Genomic DNA, 20,857 nt, shown 5'->3' with positions numbered 1-20,857 from the left:
AACCATGGCTGAAAGAATTGAAGGTCTAAGTATAGGGCTTGATTTAGAAAGTGCTGGTCTCAGTCGATCGCTTACGAGTCTAAAGCGTGAATTGAAGACGGTTGATTCAGAAATGAAAAAGAACATGTCTTCTTTTGACCGTAGTGACAAATCCGTGCAGAAGTATGAAACTCGCATTCAAGGACTGAATAAGAAATTAAATGTGCAGAAACAAACGGTCGATGCTGCTGAACGCAAGATGAATGAAATGACAGAGCAGTACGGCGAGAATTCAGCAAAGGCTCAACGGGCAACAAAAGAATATAACGACCAGGTTGCCGCGTTAAGAAATCTTGATCGATATACCAAGAATGCAACAGACGAACTCGAACAAATGCGTAAAGAACAAGAAAAAGCAAATAGCGCATTTGGTAAGGCGTCTCAAGGTCTAAGTACATTCTCTGATAGAACAGATAAAATAAGTAAGAACCTAGGCACTGCTGGGAAAACCATGACGTTAGGTATGACAGTTCCTTTAGCTGGTTTAGGAGCTGCAGCTATTAAAACGGGGATGGAATTTGAAGCGGCTATGAGTGAGGTAAAAGCCATATCCGGTGCTTCTTCTGAAGACATGGTGAAATTAGAGAAAAAAGCCAGAGAAATGGGAGCAACGACGAAATACTCTGCATCTGAAGCAGCGAACGCTATGAAATTCATGGGGCTTGCTGGATGGGATGCACAACAATCCATTGATGGATTGGATGGAGTCATGAACTTGGCAGCTGCCTCTGGAGAAGATCTGGGAGCGGTCAGTGACATCTTGACGGATGGACTTTCTGCATTTGGTATGAAAGCAAAAGATGCTGGGCGATTTGCAGACGTATTAGCTGCTGCTTCTTCTAATGCGAATACAACAGTTGCTGGTCTAGGTAAAGCGTTTGAATATGTTGCACCAGTTGCTGGGTCTTTAGGGTTTACGATAGAAGATACGGCCCATGCGATCGGCATTATGTCCAATGCGGGCATCAAGGGTGAGAAAGCAGGTACTGCCCTCCGGTCTATGATGACAAACCTTGCTAAACCAACCGGCGCAATGGAAGCGAAGATGAAGGAACTAGGTATTTCATTGACAGATAGTGAAGGAAACATGTTGACCTTTGAAGAGGTCATGGGAGACCTTAGAACTTCTTTCGCAGATTTGAGTGAGAAACAGAAAGCTAGTGCCGCGGCTACATTGTTTGGTAAGGAAGCTATGTCTGGTGCCTTGAGTATCATTAATGCCTCTGAATCTGATTATAAAGATCTTGCTGCATCTATAGGCGCATCCGAGGGTGCGGCTAAAGACATGGCCGATACCATGAATGATAATGCCAAAGGTAAACTAAAAGAAATGCAATCCGCATTACAAGAGTTAGGTATTATAGCTGCTGAACATCTTCTCCCTCCTTTGACTTCCGTAATCGAGGGGGCAACAGAACTAGCTCAGAAGTTTGGTAAATTGCCTGAAGGAACTCAAAAGACCATTATAGCCGTGGGAGCTCTTGCGACTGTTCTGGGTCCATTGTCTTTAGCGTTTAGTGGTGTATTTAGAGGTATATCCTTAATGACCGGTGGCTTAGGTAAGATCGTAGGGAAATTAGGAGCGGCAAAGGTTTCATCAAGTATAGCCGGAAAAGCATTAGGTTCATTCGGAGGTGCAGCAAGTAAATCTGGAACGAAGGCCTTAACTACAGCTGGATCATTCGGTAAAGCAGCTGGTTCTCTAACTAAAGTAGGGAAGGTCGCTGGTATTGCCCGTCTTGGTCTTGCTGGATTAGGTGGACCGATGGGGTTATTAGCTACCATAGCAATCCCTGAATTAATCAAAGGTGGAGTAAAACTAGTCAAGCACCTGAGAGAAGACAGCATTCCAGCAGTCGAAGGATTTGGTAGTGAAGTCAGTAAATCAACTGAAAAAGCTGTTCTCTCCTACAAAGACCTGAATGATAAGGCTACAACAGAATTGAATGAGCTGTTTTGGTCTGGTCAGACAATTACTCAAGAAGGATCGGCGGAGTTGGTTAGCACATTTGAAAAAATGGGAAGCCAAATATCAAGTTCTTTAGATAAGGAGTTTAATGAGAGTTATAAAACTTTATCAAGCTTCTTGGTCAATTCTAAGAACTTATCCAAGCAAGAACAGGAAAATATCCTTCAGAACTTGAAAGAGGGTAACACTAAGCAAAAAGCGGAGCTTCAAGCAAAAGAAGATCGGATCTTAGAGATTATGAATACGGCAAAGAAAGAGAAACGAGCATTAAAAGAATCTGAAAAAGCTGAGATCGGTAGACTTCAAGAAGAAATGAAATACACTGCCATAGAAACCATGTCTCAATCTGAGAAAGAGCAAAAGGCTATATTGGAGAAGCTCAAAAACGAGGCTTCGACGATTACTGCAAGACAAGCGGCGGATACTGTGAAAAATAGCTTGAAAGCTAAAGACGGATCTGTTAAAGAAGCCAAGGAGAAGTATAAAAAAGTAAAAGAAGCAGCAGAACGTGAGAGAGACGAAACAGGTTCAATTTCCAAAGAAGAAGCTTCGGCAATCATTAAAGAAGCTGAGCGCCAACGTGACGAAAGCATAGATAAAGCAGAAAACATGCATGAAAATGTAGTCAAGCAAGCGAAGAAACAAGCAGAAGGGCAAGTAGATCAAATCGACTGGGCTTCTGGTGAAATTCTTTCTAAATGGGATAAGTTGGTTCGTGGTGTGCGTAGACGAGTAAACGCAGTTCTGCTTGGTGTGAACTGGATCTTAGACAAGATAGGCTTGCCGAATATTCCTTTATGGCCGGCTCCGGAGTATGCGAAAGGTACAGATCGAAGCGGACACCCTGGTGGGCCTGCGATTGTAGGTGAAAAAGGTAGAGAGCTTGCTCACATTCCAGGAGTAGGTACAACCATGGTAGGTACACGTGGTCCTGAAATGATTAATCTTCCTAAAGGATCTGCGGTACTGCCTAATAAAGAAACGGAACGCACGCTTAAAAGCTACGGTTTTCCGGGATATGCCGGTGGTATTGGAGATTTCTTTGAAGCTGTATTTTCGGCACCAAAGAAATTAATAGAGTCAGCGTGGAATAAATTTGCACCAAGTCCGCCTGATGTAGGTGGAAGCCTTGAAGATATCATGACAGGATCCTATAAACACCTTAAAAGTAAAGCTTCTTCCTACCTCTTGGATAAACTTAAGGGGATGTTTGGTAGTGGAGGATTCTCTAAAGGTGGTTTCGGACCTCCTTTCCGTCGAACATCCAGAGCAGGATGGCGTGTCCACCCTATATTTGGAACCAGACGCTTTCATGCTGGTGATGACTGGGGTGCTCCTGCTGGAACTCCGATCCCTTCCAAGTCTAGCGGTATAGTTACCTTCTCAGGCTATAATTCAGCTCGAGGGAATTATGTGAAAGTGAAGTCCGGGGCATATGACTTCATCTACCAACATAATAGCCGTAACTATGTAAGTAAAGGCGATATGGTAAGACAAGGACAAACCATCGGTACTGTAGGTAGTACAGGGCATTCAACCGGCCCACACCTTCACTTTGAGGTTAAGAAGAATGGAGCATTTGTTCCTCCTTCTGCTTTAGGTTTTAAAACAGGAGGGCGTGTAGGATCCCATGGGTTCTACGAATTGGCAGAAGAGGGTTATCCAGAATGGGTTATACCAACGGCACCTTCTCGACGTTCTGAAGCTCAAAAACTTCTAGCCTTAGCAGGAAGGGAAATCGAAGGTAAAAATAAACGCCCACACCAATTCAGACAGCCTAGATCAACGAGTAATAATGACTCATACATTACTCAAGTCATCGAAAAGATGGAGATGCAATTATCAGAAACTCAAAGTATCGTTACGCTACTCACTCAGTTATTGATGAAGGATTCAAACATTTATCTTTCAGGTAAAAAAGTAAGCGATCAACTTGAGCCGTACATCACCAATAAACAAAAAGACAACAAGGAAGTGAGGGATCTCTTTGCCACGTAAATCATTTACATTCAATGGCGTTCGAAAGCCTTGGCTTCATATGACGCGGGGCAGGACGAAACCTCCGTTTGCTCCAATAAGACGTGAGACCTTAGAGGTCCCTGGAATGCCAGGGGCTTATCTTCGGTCATCCGAAACGGAACCCCTTATATTCGATCAGCCGATTGCATTTAAAGCTAAAGATGATGAAGAAGCTTTACAATATAAAGACGAACTTTCTTCATGGCTTATCACTGAAGAGGCAGCTCCTCTTGAGTTTGATGATGAACCTGGACGCACTTACTATGCGGTCGTATTGAATACGATTGATGATCTTAGCAAGATTGCTGATCTTCGAGAAGGAACCATCCATTTTGCCTGCTATAACCCGTATAGTTATGGAGAGCAGGATATCAAAGACTTCGAAGGTGATGCGCTGACCTTAAATAATCCAGGAACTGCAGAATCGAAACCAAGATTCGAAATCGATGTACTGGAAGATGTAACCCACATCGACCTGGTGAAAAAGCTGGATGATGACATTGAGTTCATTCGTCTTGGACGTCCTCCATTAGCTTCTGAAACGGAGTACGAACGAGAGACGTTGGTTATGCACGACACTTGTGAAACCACTAATGGATGGACTCAAGCAGCGGCTATCGATAATGGGTATGTTGCTGGGAGCATTAAATCAGAGGGTGGTAGATTTAAACCTGAGCTTTTTGGTGGAGCTATCGAGCCTTATACATGGCAAGGGCCAGCGATTAAACGATCGATCGGTGCATCACTTCAAGCCTACAAAATGGATGCTCTTGTGGAATTGAAGAACGTAGGAAAAGGTACAGGTATGATAGAAATTTATTTACTTGATGCTAATAACAATGTGGTATCGAAAGTAGGCATTGAAGACATCTGGAGAACGATGGATAAAGTGCAGGCGAAATTCCAATTAGGACCTGTCGGTGAAGATCGTTTCCAGCATTATCGAGAGCCTAAGTATCCTTGGGGGTGGAATGATTTTAAAGGAATTCTTCGTATATGGAGCCATGATCACTATTCACATGGTAAGAGGAGGATTCGCCCGTACTTTGGATTAGTAGGACCAAACGGAAAACATGACTGGGTTGCCGGTGATTTTGTTTATCTTGGTCCTCCAGGCATATATGATAATCCGATCACGCAAGTCCAGGTTGCTTTTCGCATCTGGGCTCCGACGTATGATAAAGCTGATATGAATATTGAGGACATTAAAGTTTATCGCATGAATCCCTATCCTACTGATGGAGTTCAATACTTGGCTCGTGCGGGTGATAAGATCATCATCGATACAGCCACTGAGGAGATCACTTTAAACGGTGAACCAATACGTTCTGAAAGGGCGCTGGGTTCGATGTTCTTTGAATTGGATCCAGGGGAGAATCTTCTGTACCAATATCCTCAAAACTCTTTGGCCACAAAAGTTTATTATTCACCTGCTTATAAGTAAAGGAGGCACTTATGATAACGACAGTCACTTTGATTTTTGAGGAGAGAACAGTCGATGTAAGTACAGTCCCTGTGGAAACTGTGTCGATGGGCTTGATGGGAAATACGTCTTATGAGGGGGTAGAAGCCATTGCAGACGATTCTGAGGTTTAGACAAGGGGATACAAGAGATGCCATAAAAGCAGTACTCAAGAAGGACGGAAACCCTGTAAATCTGACAGGAAAAACCGTTCTTTTTTATATGAGTAATGGTGTGGAAGGTTATGCGGAAGTTATCGATGCAGCTGCAGGAGTGGTTATGTATCCGGTGGAAGAAAGCATGACAACAGAAGAAGGCGTGTTTTATGCAGAGTTTAAAGTCGTTCATGAGGATGGTCGTAAGTCAACATATCCAAACAATGGTTTTATCCCCATCAGAGTAATTAAAGGAGTGAAATAACATGGCAGAGAATTTACCAGCTGGTCGCTTACCAAAAGAAGAAAACCCAACGCCTGGAGACAGAGCCGGTTTTGCTGGTTCATGGCAAGATGCAGACGGAACATATAAACGTACAGGAAAGGCCAACCCTTTACCGATTACAGATGCTCAGGTCCTAGCGAAATTATTAGACTTGGATACGAAGCAGCAGGCCGTTTTAGATAAGTTGAATGACAAGATCAATACTCAACTGACTGGGAGTAAACTTCAAGAACAGAAAACGGAAGCAGACGCTTCAACAGGTGTAGTGAACTTTTCTTCCAACATTGAAGCAATCGAGATTTATAACCGTGATTCAGTAGACGGGATATTTAATGTCAATAATTTAGACATTACCGTACCTGCCAACGATTCCTTCCAAGCAACTGTAGGGGGAACGCCTTCTAATGAGGTGAGCGTGAGTGGTTCTACCTCTTACATTATCGGGAGGTATGCTTAATGGGTTATGGAAATAAAAGCAATAAAGTTCTGCATGTTGACATGACTGGAGAGGTTGATAGTCGTTTTCAAGATGCAAATAATAAAATAGATGTCGTGCTAGGTACTGGTGTTTATGGAGAGCGTTTCCCTAAACTCAGTAACGAAACCAGTGATAGTCCTCGTATATCAAGAGCGGTTCAATATGCTATTGATAATAGGATCACTGAAATAAATTTAAGTAACGATGTCTACGAAATTGATTCCACTATATCTTATACTTTCGATGTTAAAATGAAAGGTAATGGATGGGGGGCCAACGGAACCACATTCAAACGCACAGCAAATGTTGTTGGATTCCAAATAGAAGGAGAATCCGTAGCCAATCTTGACCCCGAGGGACATTCCGGAAAGCATGTAGCTAATTTCCCTTTTGAAGAAGTGGAATTCGATGGCGGGGATTTCACTGAGGACTTCATTCGTTTCTATAATGCAACCTTTGTTAGAATGAAACATTGTAAAGCAACTGCTTGTAAAGGACGATTCATTCATGGTTGGGAGTTATTCGACTCTAGGTTTAATGATTGTTTCTTTGCTTGGATTGGTAACGTAGATGGGACGCTTCCTGGTATTGAATTGGAATCTGGTGGTGGAAAAGAGTACACTAATCAAATACATTTTGATAATTGTGATTTTGAAAATTATCGAGGTGTTGCGGTAGCTGGCACAGGAACAAATACAAATGAAATATTCTTCACTACATGTAAGTTTGAAAGTCATATTAGCCCGACGAACCATGTTTATTTTGAGAATTCTAATTATGTATCTTTTGATGAATGTACATTTACTTTTGGTGCAAAAGACCCTGCGCTTACTGTTCCTGAGATAATGAAATTCGTTAACTGTACGAAAGTCTTCGTAAAAGGTTGGTTTGAGCAAACTGGTTCAATAGGAACGGAAGTTGCATATCTTGATAATTTTGTTAAATTTATCGGGTGTAAAAATATTAAATTCTTCGGGAGTTTTAATCAAAACGGTGTAGACAATCTGATTGATAGTGTTTGCGTGAAAGCTGATACATGGGACTCTAAAAACACGATAATTGAAGGATTTATTGATGGATCTAATCCAAATAATAAAAAAATTACAAATGTCGATACTAGGACATTGGGGTATAGGTCAGAAATACTTCAGGGCCCAGATGCAAATACCACATATATCAATAATGACGTAAATCCAAATGATAAATGGTATATAGGAAGAGTAGTGGCGGATGGTGATGGCACTAAGTTTAGATTATTGAGAAATAAAAATGGAGTGGTGTCTGAAATATTTAGAGTTGCTAACAACAATGATGTTGTGTTTTCCTCAAAAATAAAAGTTGAGAATACTTTTTATGTTCCAGTTTCTACCTCAGCACCATATGCCAATAGCGTCCATGTGCCAATTTGGTTTGATAGTGATACCGGGAATTTAAAAACTGTAATAAATGGTAGTGAAAAGACGATTCAAGTAACGTAAAAAGGAGCTAATTAAGCTCCTTTTTGATATTTAGTTTAAAATAAGCAATTCCTAAGAAAAGCCACGTGGGTAAGTATGCGAATTCTGGAGAACTGATCATCATTTTAACGAATAAGAATACCAAAATTGCTTTAAGTCCAATGTTAACGTATGTAGGATTTAATTTTACTACTGGGTATAGGAATATTAGTGTGAACACTATTAATCCAATGATTCCGGTATTAACCAATAAAGTTGAAAACATGTCTGTTGATCTAACGGTTCCAAATCCAATACCAAATATTTTATTAAACCAGTTCATTTCATTCATGAAAAAAATCATATGATCCTTGAAAAAACCGAATCGTTCTAGCCCGGAGTTTGACTGTAATGCAAACTTATCAACAATAATTTTGTTAGCGGATAAATAAATCGTATCTCTAAAAATAAACAAAAGAATGGCTCCAATTCCCATGAATATGAGGGAAAGTTTATCTTTAAATTTAAAGTACCAGCCCCTTACTAAGGAATAAATAAATATTCCTAATATTGCTGATGTAGACGTGGATAGAAATAAGGTAATAAGTAGCAACATTGATGTTTTGTACTTTTTCAAATGAAGCGCATATATCCAGTAAGGCACAACGGTTAGGGCATACATCGATGGCTCACCAGTAAGACTTTTAAGCCTCATTAACACCATTGATCCTATATAAATTAGTTGAAACCTACTTCCGGAGTTTTCGTCACCGAATGTACGGTTACTAATAAAGTCGCCATTTTGCCCAAATACAAGATAATAGGTAACTTCATAAAGACCATAAACAGCTATAATAATGGCACCAGAAAATAAATATTTATCCCATTTCGGAGAATAATAGTGTTTGGTAAACAAGAAAAGAGAAACAGCAGCTAATAAGTAAAGGGATTGGGTGATGATACTGCTTCTAAAAAGAACAGAATTATCATTACTTACAGTTATGACTTTACCGTAGTTGATAAGTTCTGAATCCAAAGCTAAGCCTAGCTGACCTAACATTATAAGTAGAACAAACGAGAAAGTATAAATTGTTAATTCCTTTACTACTGTTGCGCCTTTTGTTCTAGATAACAAAGGGACAAGAAATAATGATATTAAAGCGATTATGTAAGCTGGGGTAGTGCCTTGTATTGATGGAATTACCAAAATAGAAGTAATAGGAATGAATATTGCCCATAAATAAAAATAACCATCGAAAAAATTAGTTCTCAAGCTTTGATTCATTTGTATATAAAATCTCCCTTCTTATTCCAATGAAACTAATGTTAATAGTACCAAAAAAAACTAAATAGTTAAATGTTTTTTGATCTAATTGAACTAAAGGATGTCGTCAGTTGAGTATGGAAAATGAAGGAAATCACCTCCTTGTGTCGAATAAATAGGCAGAAGGGGGTGATTTTTAATGGAAGGTTTAGAAACTAAGGCTAAAGAAATTTGGTTGAAAGAATTAGAAAAAGAGTTAGAAGTCAAAGAAGAAGAGTTGGCAAATAAAGAGTTGGAACTTGAAAAATTGTTTGCTAAAAGTGATACAATAAAAGCTGTAGCGAGTGGAATCACAGGTAGAGAATCTAGAGAAAATTACATTAAATTTTTCAATTATGAGGAAACTGAACAAAAAATCGATGATCTCAGAAGAGAGTTACATGATTTCAGATACAAAAACAATCTGACCTATCTAGAAGCCACGATTGATCATTTGAAAAATACAATGTAAATAAAAGGAGCTCTTCCAATTAGGAAGGCTCCTTTTTCAATTCCAAAATATCCGGGATGTCGCAATCCAAAGCTTCACAAATTTTAGCAAGGCTGGATTTAGGAATCATCTTAGTTGTATTGTTGCACATGTCACTAATGGACGGATGACGAATACCAGTCATTCTTGATAATTCTCTTGCTGATATCCTTTTCTCTTCCAGAAGGGCATTAAGTTTTATATTTACGAACATCAATTCATCTCCTTTATTTTGTTACGAATAACATAACATATTGACACGCTAAATGTAACATAGTATATTATATGTAACGTTATTCGTAACAATACGATAAGGGAGAGGGAAAACTTGAAATTATCAGAAGCATGGACACTTTATGAACAGGATCGTCAGCTGGATGGATATTCACCTTACACTTTAAAATCGTACAAGCTACAGTCCAGACTATTTATCGAGCATGTTGGGGATCTGGAACTTGAAGAAGTTGATTTTCGGATGATTAAAGCTTACCTGGCAAAAGATGCAGCAAGGTTGAAGCCATCATCACTTGCCAATCGGATGAAGTATTTCAAAGCTGTTTTCAAGTGGGCGTTGTATGAAGGATATATCTCGCATAATCCTGCAGCTAAGCTTAGAGACCCGAAGATGGGGAAACGGGTGCCGAAAGCCATGAATGAAGAATCAATTGAAACACTGAGGGAATCGTGTGAAACACCTCTCGAACACGCCATTATAGAGGTGTTCTTCACTACTGGATGTCGTATTGGAGAGGTCGCACGATTGCAAAGAGGGGCTATTGATTGGGAAGATCGTTCCATGAAGGTCATCGGTAAAGGTGATAAGGAACGTGAAGTTTATTTCACTGTGAAATGTGCGATCTGGTTGAAGAAGTATTTCAATTCAAGAAAGGATACAAACACATCTTTATTCGTTACAGAAAGAAAGTACAAGAGTGAAGGCGGTCAACCAAGACCGATGTCCATTGCTCAGCTCCGATGGGTGGTAAAGAGGATTGCAAGAAGAGCAGGAATTGAAAACGTATATCCTCATAAACTGCGTCACTCTTATGCTACACACCTATTGAACAATGATGCACCATTGGAAGTTATTCAGTCCTTTTTAGGACACAGTAAATTAGAAACAACGCGGATCTACGCTGAGCTTTCGGGTGAACGTAGGCGGCAACTATATAAGAAATATTTTTAGAGTCCTGAGAAGGGCTCTTTTTTATTGGAGGCGAAGCTATGTCGAATTACACTCCATCGGCCGGTCAGTTAATCGGTGTACATCAAACAAAGAAACAGAGCAGAAAAAAACAAGCAGCGTCTCAAATCAACATCGTAGATAAAAAATCAGGCCTTCTGCTAGACACTCTTTCTACGAATGGAGTCAATAAGTTCTGGGGTGCGACGCACATCATTGAACTAGAAGATAATGTGGAGACGTTCAACTTTTTTACACCTTCCAATGCTCGTGCGACTCCTCACCTATCCAATCGAAACCGATGTTTTATCCAGGACGAAGATGGTTTCTTTCGAGAGTTCATCATAAGGACAGCTCTTCAAGATCGGAATGAACGTGAAGTTTACACGGTCGGATCGTTCATTGAATTACAAAGAGGGAAGCCGATTCAGCCAGGCGTCTACACAGGTGCTACATTAAACACATTAATAGATGTTGCACTCTTTGGTTCTAGATGGACCCGAGGATATGTAGACTACGCTGGGACCACAGAATATGAAATTGAAGAAATCATGACTCCTTATCAGCTGTTGCAGAAACTAGCTAAAGACTTTGGTCGGCAGCTGCGCTTTCATATTGAAGTCGATGATGGGAACAACGTTGTTGCGCGTAAAGTAGATGCAATACAACCAACTGAAGAATGGAGTGGTCGAGAACTCACTTCAGGTAGAGATCTTCTCGATGCGAAATGGGAAGAGACCACCATCGATGTCGTAACTGCTCTTGTAGGTGTAGGACCTGAAAGAGAAGACGGTTCTAGGATTATCGTTGAAGTCACTGATGAAGATGCGCGGCAAGTGTGGGGCGAAGATGGAGAGCATCTTTGGGACATTCATGAGATTGATTCTTATGATGCTGAGATGACGGAAGCAGAAGTGATTCAGTACACTAAAACCGAGTTAAAGAAAAGGGTTGCTGCTAAAGTCCAGTACACGGTGGAAGGTGCCGATCTTGAATACATTTTAGGTTACTCCCATGAGAAGGTACGGATCGGAGATAAGATAAGAATCAAAGCAACAGAATTCAACCCTACTCTTTATCTTGATGCCAGGGTGATTAGGGTAGAAACCGATATCATGGATCGTAGCAAGAAGACTTACACTCTTGGAGAGTATGTACGACGTACTGAAGCTGACATCAATAAGATTAAGAAAGAATTGAAGGATCAGATCCAGAAGAAGATTGATGAAGGCAAACTCGTCGAATATACCTTTGATAAAGAAACGATTCAAAACATCGCAAATACAGCTGAATCCAATGCGATTACTCATGCTAACACTCAAGATCAAGCAGTTTATGAAGATTCTACTTATTACACTGATCAACAAAAGCAGAACTTGAAGAGTGATATCGAGAACGGTCTTCTCACCATTCCAGGAGGATCGCTCGAAGGTTTTATTGAAATGGCGAATACTACATTGAAGAATGCCAGCTCTACCGTCTATACTGATGAAGAAGGAAACTTTTATTTCATCGATCCTAATGACATGGATATTGTGGTGAAGATTACTTCTCAAGGTATTGGTGTATCAACGAACGGCATTAACGGTCCATTCGAGAATGCAATCACGGGGCAAGGTATTAATGCGACAGCTATCGTGACAGGATTTATGTCATTTGAAAGAGCAAGAGGCGGGTATCTTCAGATCGGTGGGGATGAGAACGACCTTGGCCGACTTATCGTTTACGGTTCCAATGGAACACCGATCGTAGACATCGACAATGAACGTGCAGCCTTTCAAAATGTATCAGCTGAAAACTTCTCTTCTCCCGTGGTACCTAAACTGAATACAGAGTCATACATTCTGCGTGTGGATCCACTCAATGGAGACGATCGAGGTACTGGACGCGGCGCTTGGGATACTACTGGAGAGGAGTCACCTTTGAAGTCTCCAGCAGAAGCATTAAGGCGATTGCCTGATGTCAACCATGGAGAGATTCGAATCCAGACTCATTATTACAACTCATTAAATGTTGATGTAGGGATTATGGAGCTTAAAGGAGTAAGTGGCTCAGGGAAAATTATCCTTGACGGACAAAGAACAGCAACTACCTTAAACGGATTTTTAAGAGTGATAGGTACAACGAATGAAGTGATTGGTGAAAACTTCACTTTAAACTCAACAGAGTATGCTGCTGTAGACTGGAGACGAAGCTTCGGCAAATTAAGAAATGTAAAAATATACGGAAACGATATTTCAACTATAGGAGTCGAAGCTTCTCAAGGTTTCTTAGATCTCGAAGGTGTAGAACTTTATGATATTAATCATGCCACTGTTCGCGCAAATAACGCTTCTGTTTATATGTCTCAGTGTAAAGGGTTAGCTGGAGACTATGGTGTCTTTGCTCAACGCGGCGGTAAGATTGGTGTATATGGTTCTAAACCAGGAGGCGGTATCTCGGATGTTAAAGAAGAATATGGCGGCAGAGTGGATGGAGAAGAATCTGCTCCGACTGATCTGGGATCTGCTACACCTCCGACACCACCAAAAACAACAGACACCTTTTATTCGAAAGATGCTGGTACTTGGAACGTTGATTTAAACATATGGGATGATGATTATTATGGACGCACTCCTACTCAAGGTGAATGGAGAGGGGCTGGACCATATAGTGGATTCTTGTTGTTTGGTAGTGAACTGACCAACACTGTATCGGGTAGATCGATAACTAAGATACTGTTAAGCTTCACTCGTCAAGGTGGGGGCGGATTAAGTCGTGCGATAGACATTGTCATTCGCTGGCATGGCTATGCTAACCGACCATCAACTCCTTCCGATGAGAACTTGTCCAGTGACTATGTGACAGTAAGTCTTCCAGCAGGAGATGGAGCTGTAGTCGAATTGCCTGCAAGTTTCCGTTCAGCTTTTGAATCTGGAGCTGCTAAAGGGATTGGATTCTATACCACTAGTACAGCTGATTCTTCCTATGCGCGTATTCAGAAGAGCGCTTCACTTAAAATCACCCATCAGTAAGGAGGGTTTTTATGTATTTGATACTTCACACGGATGCTGGCATCGTAAAAGAAGTGGTGGACATTGGTGATTCAGGTATCCAAGTTGAAGAGGATTACAAAAAAGTACAGTGGATCAATGGAGGATTAAGAGGATTGAACATTCCTTTTATCATTGTTCCTGATGATCCACAACTTATGAAAGGTGATGATCTTCCAGACATAGTGATTAGCAACGATGTCACTGAACAGTTCCTGAAAGTCGATGAGAACAAGGAACTAAGAAATGAGTTGAATCAAGCCATAGCCGAGTTGACAACTTTAATTTCAATCAGTTAAGGAGGTGATCTAAGTGTTTACTGATAGCTCAGTAATTGTGAAAGCCTGGGTAACGATGGTAATAGCAGGAACTTACCAATACCAAGACGTTCCAAATGTATCAAACTTACGAGAAGTAGTAGAACGTAAACTCACACAGGCTGGATATGACACCCAAAACGAAAGCGCCTAAACAGGCGTATTTTTTATGATCAAAATAGAAAAAGCGAGGGGCGCACACCCCTCTGGCCACACCTTACAAAGGGAGAAGGTGTGGTTAATGGAAAATTATACTATAACCATCACAGGGGGCAATAAGGATTTTGTCCCCCCTTAATAAGATAGGGGGCTCATCATGCCGGAACAAAAGGAAGTGGAGGAAATGAAAGAATTCATGGGAGTTCTCATGGATGTGAAAGTATCTATGGCCGAGTTGAATGGCAAGGTCGATAAAATCCTCAGCTTAGAAGAAAAGGTGAATAACACCTATGACATAGCTAAAGGGGCAGAGAGGCGCTCTAAGGATAACGATGATGACATCAAGGATTTGAAGAGACAAAAAGCTGATAAGGACGACGTTGAGCGTATCATCAAAGATAAGGATAACTGGCAGCGTAACCTCCCCGCGTGGATCGCTGTAGTCATTTCTGTGGTCGTATTCATGTCAAAATTCATTACGTTTTAGGAGGTTTATTATGAAAATTAACTGGAAGGTAAGATTCAATAACCCGCAGGTGTACTTTCAATTGTTTCTATCCATATTCATGCCGATTCTCGCTTACATGGGATTGACGTTACAGGATCTAACAACTTGGATGGTATTCGGTGAGGTGTTACTCAACGCTGTCAGCAATCCTTATGTGCTAGGTATGGTCATCGTAAGTGTTTATAACACTCTGATTGATCCTACTACAGCAGGTATATCAGACAGCGGCCAAGCTATGAAATATGTTAAGCCCAGAAAGGGGATTAAATAATGGCTAAGTTGTTATATCCTAAAGTTGATTGGAACGGGTTAACAGTAGCACTAGACGACGGTCACGGAATGAAAACCGCCGGCAAACGAACACCTTTCATTAAGGATCTAGGCAGGTCCATACGTGAAAATGAATTTAACCGTAAAGTCGTTGCTTTCCTTGCAGATATTCTACTTGATCACGGTTTTAGAGTGTTACTCACAGCGCCAACCGATTACGACACACCTTTAAAACAACGCACAGATGCCGCAAACGCCTATAAGGCTGACTGTTTAGTGAGTATACATTTTAATGCTATGGGATGGGAGTTTGATTACTCCAGCGCCAGCGGAATATCTGTTCATATCTTTAATGGATGGATTACTAGCAAAACGAAACATCTTGCCGAATGTGTAGGAGGTTTTTTAAAACAAGGGACCAAACAAAAATATCGCGGCATTGTTAGAAATAATTTTCATATGCTGCGCGAGTATAACGGACCGGCCATTTTAACGGAAAATGGATTCATGGACGATCCTGAAGAGGCGCGTCTCATGCTTAAAACCTCTTTCCAAAAAGAAGTTGCAAGCGAACACGCGCAAGGCTTATGTAAGTTCTTCAATGTCAGTTATCACGGTGTTAAAGGTGTAGCAGATGAAAATAAAAACTGGCTAGAGCTAGGCGATACTGGTGCTAAAGTATTAGAACACCAGAAGGATTTGAAAGTCTTGGGATTCTATAAAGATAAGTTAGATGGATCATTCGGACCCAACATGGAGAAAGCCGTTTATGCTTTCCAGAAAGACCAAGGGATTAAAGAAGATGGTTTACTAGGACCTAACACTGAAAAGCACCTAGACGCCGCTATGAGTAAATATGAAGCAGCGCAAATTGAGAAATCGAAAGAGCAAAAGGAGGCCGAAAGAATGGCAGAAAATAAGAAAGCGACAGGGTTTACTGACGTATCACAGGATCACTGGGCAGCAGAAAAAATCAAAACAGCGCAGAAGTTAGGATTAGTTAATGGCTATCCAGACGAAACATTTAAGCCAGACAAGACTATGACGCGCGCGGAGTTTGCAGCTGGTTTAGTACAAGCTTATGAAACGATCCAAAAAGGGCAAAGTAAATAATTTAACATTTCCTTCCCTTTCGTGATACTATATCAACTGTCCCTAGTTTGTATTATAAAAAATCTATACGAACATTTGTGTTCTAGGGACACGCCTCACCTTCTCCAGCAGGGTGGGGCTTTTTAATTTTTATTACATATTTTTGGAACTTTAGGTATACTTATCCGTAAAGAGAGGTACAAAATTTGAGAGGGGTAGAAAATTGAAAAAGCTATTATTAATGAACCTACTTATTTTTACGGCGATTTTAGGAGCTTGTTCAAATAGTGAAGCAAATTCTCAAGACAAAACGGAAAACAATACAGAGGATGTTGCAGCAGATGATCAGGAAAAAATAAATAAAGATCTAAAAGAAAAAGCAATCGAGATTGATTTCCCTGTATCTGAGGAAGTCCAGGTAGAAGATGAGGTGATGATCTCAGGTGAAGTCACTGTTGGTCCTGGTGAAGAACAACTTGGTAATGACTTTAGTGTTGAGACTCAAGGCGGTATATTTGAAATCATGAATTTACAATTAGATACAGAAGTAAACGAAGGTGATCAAGTAACCGTGTATGGAACCTATAGAGGCGAAGACGCAGATACAGGACTTCCAAGTATCAATGCAACAATAGTTGAACAAAAATGAAGATGAGCAGCTGCCCTTAATTGGACGGCTGCTTTTTTATTTCTTAAACAAATCCTCGACTTTACACTCCAACAGCTTCGCCAGATCTAGCGCATGTTCTAAAGATGGTACACTCCTTCCATTCGCCCATCTGGAGAGAACGTTGCCACTCACTCCTAATTGTTCAGCTACCCACTTCTTTTTGTATCCTCGTTTGTCGATCCACTCATTAATAAAAATGTCCATGCCTATTAGTTCTACCTACTCCACCATACTCCTTCTAAATTTTTAGAAATAATATGTATCAAGACAAGCCATCGCCCCATATTGTACTACATGACTAGAAATTGAAAATCTACTCCAGTAGAAAAAGAGCAACACTCGTCGAATCAACTCATGTAGTCATTTCCTCATTACCTCAACAGCCTCTCATGTATCTACTTCAGTAGAGCTACATGATTAATACAAGCAAAAAGGGTTGATGGGATTGAAAAAGAGAATTTGTTCGAAGCGAAGGCGAAGAGGTTTGAAGGTGAGGGGGTACGGGGGAGAGGGTGCCCGAAAAACATTTTCTTATACGTGGAATTACAAGGAAATTTTTAAATTTTTGTTCCCAGAGATTAGAATTCTATACAAGGAAAACGGAGGAAATAAATTGAATATGAAAGTAAAAGTATGCGGCAAAGATTTCCTAATTGTGAAGCATACAGAATACCGCGAATACATTGAAACTTGTCCTGTTGACTCTTGGGGAGAGCTTGGAAAGCATTACTTCTATGAGAGCATGGTTAGTTTCCACGACTATACTGCCCATGTCATTGATGGAATGTTGAATGGAGGGATTTACTAATGATGATTACTATAGGTGTTGTCGGTGCGACTGTCGTTGGTATTTGCGCAGTAGAGAATCGATTAGAGCAATTAGGAAAGCGCGTAGAAGCTGAACTTGTGAACGCCGTCAATAAGACCCTCATCCATGCAATGGCTTATGGTGGGGCTCTATGGGTACTATGGGAAACGTTTAAGAAGTTTGGTATCTAGGAGGGGTCACATGTTGAATGACTACTTAAAAAAGAATCGGCTCAAGAATGCTTTTCGCATCGGTGATATCTGTTATGAAAGGAAAAAGGATAGCAAGACTTTTAAAAGCTACCCTTACATCGTCGATTACCGTGAACGAAAAGAGCTGGTCGAGTATATTTTCAAGTTGCCGCAAGGCTTGAATCCAGAAGACCTGATGAAAAAAGAGTATGTGTTCCGCCAGATCTTCGGCCAGAAGTACACCTTAGAAGGTGATGGTTTGGTGTATGTGCTACGAGTATTTACAAAGGATATCGACCAAAGCTTCGACTTTGATTGGAGTGAACTTGCTTCAGTCTTCACCGGTACTTCCTTCCCTGTACTGTCGGGTAAAGACGCGCTCGGTAAGATACACATTTATGACATGGTAACGAATCCTCACCTCCTCATCGCTGGAGAGACGGGAAGTGGAAAGAGTGTCACTGTTCGAGCCATTATCACTTCCATCATCTTACACATGAAAGACCGTGTGGATCTGTACCTAGGAGATATGAAACGAAGTGAGTTTCATTTGTTTAGAAACGTGGCAGGTGCCAAGGTAATGACCAAGAAAAATGATTTGCATAAATGCCTTCAATGGTTAAAGAGAGAAATGGAGAGGCGTGGAGATCTGCTTGATCTTTGGGAAGTGGAGCACATCGATGAGTATAACAAAATTAAAGAAACGAAATTTGAAAAGTATATTTTACTTGCAATCGATGAAGTAAGACTTCTCAAGAAGGAAACGGATATGCTGGACATTGTAGAAGAAATCTCATGTATCGGTCGTGCGCTTGGTATATTTCTCATTCTCTCCATGCAGCGTCCTGATGCGAATATTTTAGATGGCCAGCTGAAGAATAACCTGACTGTCAGATATGCGTTCAGGCACTCGGACAAAATCAATTCAGACATTACACTTGGTCGTGGCAATCCTTACGACGCTTCAAGTATTTCGAACGATGAGAAAGGACGGTTCATTTTCAGAGGAGCCAGCACTCATATCTTGCAAGCACCCCTTCTCTCATTAAAGGATGCACGGAAACTGTTGGATCCTTACAAGCGTCCAGGAGAAGCGAAGGAAGTCATTGATATGGAACTGCAAGATCCACCAATGGATGAGTTTATGGAGATGCCAAAGTTGAAAGGTGAGATCGATGAATAAGCGTGACAAAGAAATACTGGAAGCCCTTGATAAGTTTCGTGTCTTAGACCGTAACCACATTATTGGGATGTTCTTTAATAAATTGAAAGGCTCGATCAATGCTTGCAACAGAGTCATGAAACGCTTAGAGCGTGACGGCCATGTGAAAGTACACCGATCAACCCGACCGTATTCATATTACCCTCAGACGAGCAACATCCGACCTAACTCCACAAAGGTACCTCATTTTCTAGCCATCGCTGATTTTTACCTCGACCTCTGCAAATACACGAAGCCTTCTACGTTTGAAGTGGAATGGAAAACAGGAGAAAAAGGAAGTATTGAACCTGATGTCTTCATGATCTGGAATGGAGCTCCTTTTCTCGTTGAAATCCAGCGGAACCATTACACGAAAAAGGTAATGGCCGGTAAAGAACAAAGATATCTAAAATATTTCTACAGTAATTCATGGAAAGATCACAGTGAATTCTTCCCCTTCATTTGGATACTGAGTGAGACAAAATATAAAGACTTAGATTGGCCGCCTTTGAAAGTACATCAAAGCCATAATGTAAAATCATTTATTAAGAAGTACATGTAGAAGTGAAGATAAGTTAAAATGGAGTGAAGATAGGATAAAGTTAATTGTTGTATTTATGTAACGTTGACAGTCGGACCTGTAAAGAGAATCATTCCGCTTGAATGATTCAGCCATTGCTCAATCCTCTTAATTTGAGAAGGGAATAAAAAAAGTCTTTCTAAAGGTGTGTGATTCATGGGGGCCAGGATCCGGACTGCTAAACTTTCGGTCCCGGTAATTGGGAGGGTGGACAGTCTTAAATCAAAAATCTGTTGTTCTGCACGATGTTGGATTGTACCATTTTGCGGGCGCCGAAATTCACCAATATCCATACCGGATTTAAACTTAAAGTAAGCCAGGAGTTTCTGATAAAGTGGTAGGGGAAGAGAAGAGTGGAAAATTCTTTCGCCGTGGATTCGAAAATAAATGCTTGCATTCTCTGCGAAGGGTGAGAAATGAATATCTGAAGCAGTTTGTTGAATGGCAGAGATTAGAATGTCATGAGCAAACGTTGCAATGGACTTCAATAATAAGATCACCTCACTATAATGAATACTACAAAGGTTAATATTCGACATTTTGTGGGATTTTCCTTCTTTTCTCAAAAAAATTTCAAGGGAGTTTAACTATGATTTTTTTAATTGGTTTTATGGGAAGTGGAAAGTCAACGGTAGCAAAGCAATTGAGCGAAAAACTAGGACAGCCTTACATAGAAATGGACGAATCGATTGAAAAGCAAGAAGGAATGTCGATCGCAGAAATGTTCTCACACTATGGAGAGTCATACTTTAGAAAAAAAGAAATGGAATTCCTGGAAAATATCAGTAAGGATGTTATTGTTTCAACGGGAGGCGGAGTTATTTTATCTGAGGAGAATCGCCGTGTTTTATCGAAGGGGATAGTCGTCTACCTTAAGGCTTCCTGGAAAACAATCGTAAACCGATTGGAGGAGGATACTTCACGCCCTTTGTGGAAGGGCGATTTAGAAGAAAAACAGACGAGGTTTAATGAACGTCTTCCGGTTTATGAGGCGATAGCTGACCATATTATTATAGTTGATGATAAATCCCCTGAATTAATCGGAGAAGAGATAACAGAACGTCTAAAAATGTGAAATCCCGTCCATACTATGTTTAACAAGTACTTAAAAGAAGGGGTTTCCATGGATCGTAATGATTATGTGAAGTATTTGACAGAGGAAATGGTCAAGTATATGCAATTATCAAAACAGGAAAAAAAGCAAAGAAA

At 40.6% G+C, this 20,857-nt stretch carries 25 protein-coding genes; 21 read left to right on the top strand and 4 right to left on the bottom strand.

Annotation, left to right across the window (positions count from 1 at the left end):
- Positions 1-4 precede the first annotated feature (4 nt).
- From LD39_RS21680 to LD39_RS00725, 6 genes are read left to right on the top strand one after another with little or no spacing between them, the layout of a single operon-like run.
- Positions 5-4,006 carry a phage tail tape measure protein gene (locus tag LD39_RS21680; protein ID WP_052158660.1) on the top strand — a complete coding sequence of 1,334 codons (4,002 nt, stop codon included), beginning with the start codon at positions 5-7 and terminating at the stop codon, positions 4,004-4,006.
- Positions 3,996-5,471 (top strand): distal tail protein Dit, encoded by a 1,476-nt coding sequence (locus tag LD39_RS00740; RefSeq protein ID WP_035541775.1) that lies wholly within the window; start codon positions 3,996-3,998, stop codon positions 5,469-5,471. The genes LD39_RS21680 and LD39_RS00740 overlap by 11 nt, the downstream gene beginning before the upstream one ends.
- Positions 5,472-5,482: 11 nt before the next feature.
- The gene (locus LD39_RS22425) at positions 5,483-5,623 is read left to right on the top strand and encodes a hypothetical protein (RefSeq protein ID WP_156112538.1); all 141 of its coding nucleotides are present in this window, start codon (positions 5,483-5,485) and stop codon (positions 5,621-5,623) included.
- Positions 5,601-5,909: a BppU family phage baseplate upper protein gene (locus LD39_RS00735; RefSeq protein ID WP_035541772.1), complete on the top strand. Its 309-nt coding sequence runs from the start codon at positions 5,601-5,603 to the stop codon at positions 5,907-5,909. The genes LD39_RS22425 and LD39_RS00735 overlap by 23 nt, the downstream gene beginning before the upstream one ends.
- Before the next feature lies 1 nt (position 5,910).
- Positions 5,911-6,387 (top strand): hypothetical protein, encoded by a 477-nt coding sequence (locus tag LD39_RS00730; protein WP_035541769.1) that lies wholly within the window; start codon positions 5,911-5,913, stop codon positions 6,385-6,387.
- On the top strand, positions 6,387-7,886 hold the full coding sequence (locus LD39_RS00725) for a hypothetical protein (protein WP_035541767.1): 1,500 nt from the start codon (positions 6,387-6,389) through the stop codon (positions 7,884-7,886). The genes LD39_RS00730 and LD39_RS00725 overlap by 1 nt, the downstream gene beginning before the upstream one ends.
- Positions 7,887-7,893: 7 nt before the next feature.
- Here the strand turns inward: LD39_RS00725 and LD39_RS00720 are convergent, their stop codons facing one another.
- On the bottom strand, positions 7,894-9,129 hold the full coding sequence (locus LD39_RS00720) for a hypothetical protein (protein WP_052158659.1): 1,236 nt from the start codon (positions 9,127-9,129) through the stop codon (positions 7,894-7,896).
- Between the two features lie 178 nt (positions 9,130-9,307).
- On the opposite strand from LD39_RS00720, the gene LD39_RS00715 reads away from it, so the two are divergent.
- Positions 9,308-9,619 carry a hypothetical protein gene (locus tag LD39_RS00715; protein ID WP_035541764.1) on the top strand — a complete coding sequence of 104 codons (312 nt, stop codon included), beginning with the start codon at positions 9,308-9,310 and terminating at the stop codon, positions 9,617-9,619.
- A 19-nt stretch (positions 9,620-9,638) separates the two neighbouring features.
- Here the strand turns inward: LD39_RS00715 and LD39_RS00710 are convergent, their stop codons facing one another.
- Positions 9,639-9,851: a helix-turn-helix transcriptional regulator gene (locus tag LD39_RS00710; protein ID WP_035541762.1), complete on the bottom strand. Its 213-nt coding sequence runs from the start codon at positions 9,849-9,851 to the stop codon at positions 9,639-9,641.
- A gap of 114 nt (positions 9,852-9,965) precedes the next feature.
- Between LD39_RS00710 and LD39_RS00705 the strand changes: the two genes are divergently transcribed.
- From LD39_RS00705 to LD39_RS00675, 8 genes are all read left to right on the top strand, one after another.
- Positions 9,966-10,823, top strand: coding sequence for a tyrosine-type recombinase/integrase (locus tag LD39_RS00705; protein WP_035541761.1), 858 nt, complete (start codon positions 9,966-9,968; stop codon positions 10,821-10,823).
- 38 nt (positions 10,824-10,861) lie between these two features.
- Positions 10,862-13,834, top strand: coding sequence for a phage tail spike protein (locus LD39_RS00700; protein ID WP_035541758.1), 2,973 nt, complete (start codon positions 10,862-10,864; stop codon positions 13,832-13,834).
- Between the two features lie 11 nt (positions 13,835-13,845).
- A complete protein-coding gene (locus tag LD39_RS00695) occupies positions 13,846-14,151 on the top strand; it encodes a hypothetical protein (RefSeq protein ID WP_035541756.1) in 306 nt (101 codons plus the stop codon).
- Positions 14,152-14,164: 13 nt separating this feature from the next.
- On the top strand, positions 14,165-14,323 hold the full coding sequence (locus LD39_RS22900) for a hypothetical protein (protein ID WP_197061369.1): 159 nt from the start codon (positions 14,165-14,167) through the stop codon (positions 14,321-14,323).
- A gap of 162 nt (positions 14,324-14,485) precedes the next feature.
- Positions 14,486-14,815 carry a hypothetical protein gene (locus LD39_RS00690; RefSeq protein WP_035541753.1) on the top strand — a complete coding sequence of 110 codons (330 nt, stop codon included), beginning with the start codon at positions 14,486-14,488 and terminating at the stop codon, positions 14,813-14,815.
- A gap of 10 nt (positions 14,816-14,825) precedes the next feature.
- Positions 14,826-15,107 (top strand): phage holin, encoded by a 282-nt coding sequence (locus LD39_RS00685; protein WP_035541751.1) that lies wholly within the window; start codon positions 14,826-14,828, stop codon positions 15,105-15,107.
- The gene (locus tag LD39_RS21675; RefSeq protein WP_052158658.1) at positions 15,107-16,219 is read left to right on the top strand and encodes an N-acetylmuramoyl-L-alanine amidase; all 1,113 of its coding nucleotides are present in this window, start codon (positions 15,107-15,109) and stop codon (positions 16,217-16,219) included. The genes LD39_RS00685 and LD39_RS21675 overlap by 1 nt, the downstream gene beginning before the upstream one ends.
- A 202-nt stretch (positions 16,220-16,421) precedes the next feature.
- Positions 16,422-16,847 (top strand): hypothetical protein, encoded by a 426-nt coding sequence (locus tag LD39_RS00675; RefSeq protein WP_035541748.1) that lies wholly within the window; start codon positions 16,422-16,424, stop codon positions 16,845-16,847.
- A gap of 36 nt (positions 16,848-16,883) precedes the next feature.
- Here LD39_RS00675 and LD39_RS00670 read toward each other — a convergent pair whose 3' ends face one another.
- The gene (locus LD39_RS00670; protein WP_035541746.1) at positions 16,884-17,072 is read right to left on the bottom strand and encodes a helix-turn-helix transcriptional regulator; all 189 of its coding nucleotides are present in this window, start codon (positions 17,070-17,072) and stop codon (positions 16,884-16,886) included.
- A 409-nt stretch (positions 17,073-17,481) separates the two neighbouring features.
- Here LD39_RS00670 and LD39_RS22420 point away from each other — a divergent pair, with 409 nt between their 5' ends.
- Genes LD39_RS22420 through LD39_RS00650 form a run of 4 tightly spaced genes read left to right on the top strand, consistent with a single transcriptional unit; the run spans position 17,482 to position 19,630 of the window.
- Positions 17,482-17,676, top strand: a complete 195-nt coding sequence (locus tag LD39_RS22420) for a hypothetical protein (protein ID WP_156112537.1) — start codon at positions 17,482-17,484, stop codon at positions 17,674-17,676.
- Positions 17,676-17,867 carry a hypothetical protein gene (locus LD39_RS22415; RefSeq protein WP_035541742.1) on the top strand — a complete coding sequence of 64 codons (192 nt, stop codon included), beginning with the start codon at positions 17,676-17,678 and terminating at the stop codon, positions 17,865-17,867. Before LD39_RS22420 ends, LD39_RS22415 begins: the two co-directional genes overlap by 1 nt.
- 10 nt (positions 17,868-17,877) lie before the next feature.
- The gene (locus tag LD39_RS00655) at positions 17,878-19,050 is read left to right on the top strand and encodes an FtsK/SpoIIIE domain-containing protein (protein WP_052158657.1); all 1,173 of its coding nucleotides are present in this window, start codon (positions 17,878-17,880) and stop codon (positions 19,048-19,050) included.
- Entirely contained in the window at positions 19,043-19,630 is a 588-nt protein-coding gene (locus tag LD39_RS00650; protein ID WP_035541740.1) for a replication-relaxation family protein, read from the top strand. Before LD39_RS00655 ends, LD39_RS00650 begins: the two co-directional genes overlap by 8 nt.
- A 53-nt stretch (positions 19,631-19,683) precedes the next feature.
- Here LD39_RS00650 and LD39_RS00645 read toward each other — a convergent pair whose 3' ends face one another.
- Positions 19,684-20,136, bottom strand: a complete 453-nt coding sequence (locus LD39_RS00645) for an ATPase, T2SS/T4P/T4SS family (RefSeq protein ID WP_231572492.1) — start codon at positions 20,134-20,136, stop codon at positions 19,684-19,686.
- Positions 20,137-20,237: 101 nt separating this feature from the next.
- Here LD39_RS00645 and LD39_RS00640 point away from each other — a divergent pair, with 101 nt between their 5' ends.
- Positions 20,238-20,723, top strand: a complete 486-nt coding sequence (locus LD39_RS00640) for a shikimate kinase (protein WP_035541738.1) — start codon at positions 20,238-20,240, stop codon at positions 20,721-20,723.
- A 15-nt stretch (positions 20,724-20,738) separates the two neighbouring features.
- Positions 20,739-20,857 (top strand): YqzE family protein (locus LD39_RS23865; protein WP_369793207.1); only part of this gene is annotated, 119 nt, incomplete at its 3' end.

It is taken from the genome of Halobacillus sp. BBL2006 (assembly GCF_000786645.1).
GTDB lineage: Bacteria > Bacillota > Bacilli > Bacillales > Halobacillaceae > Halobacillus.
The sequence above is the reverse complement of the archived record's forward strand: the minus strand, read 5'-3'. Positions and strand labels throughout refer to the sequence as shown.